We start from the raw sequence: 339 nt of genomic DNA, 5'->3' as shown, positions 1-339 counted from the left end.
ACCATGCAGGAAGGATACGCGGCACAGCAACTGGTGCAGAAGTCATGACACGCGCCCAGCGGGCCGGCGTCATCCTGGGCTTGTCGCTGGTAGCGGCGCTTACCATTGTCCGGGCGAGCGACCCGCAGCCGTTGAGACTCGCCCGCGAAGCGACGTTCGACCAATATCAGAGGCTGGCACCTCGCAGCTTCGAGGCGATGCCCGTCCGCGTGGTCGACATCGACGAGGCCTCATTGCAGCAATTCGGGCAGTGGCCGTGGCCCAGGCATCGCATGGCGGCTCTGGTCGAGAAACTGACGGAGCTTGGTGCGGCGGCCATCGCGTTCGACATCCTTTTCG

1 protein-coding gene is annotated in these 339 nt (G+C 64.6%); it reads left to right on the top strand.

The genetic code is table 11. The features are described 5' to 3' along the window. Window positions 1-44: 44 nt before the first annotated feature. The coding region (locus tag EN969_RS35095; protein WP_127419991.1) for a CHASE2 domain-containing protein at window positions 45-339 on the top strand (295 nt) is incomplete at its 3' end.

Source organism: Mesorhizobium sp. M7A.F.Ca.CA.003.01.2.1 (assembly GCF_003998945.1).
GTDB lineage: Bacteria > Pseudomonadota > Alphaproteobacteria > Rhizobiales > Rhizobiaceae > Mesorhizobium > Mesorhizobium ciceri.
The sequence above is the reverse complement of the archived record's forward strand: the minus strand, read 5'-3'. Positions and strand labels throughout refer to the sequence as shown.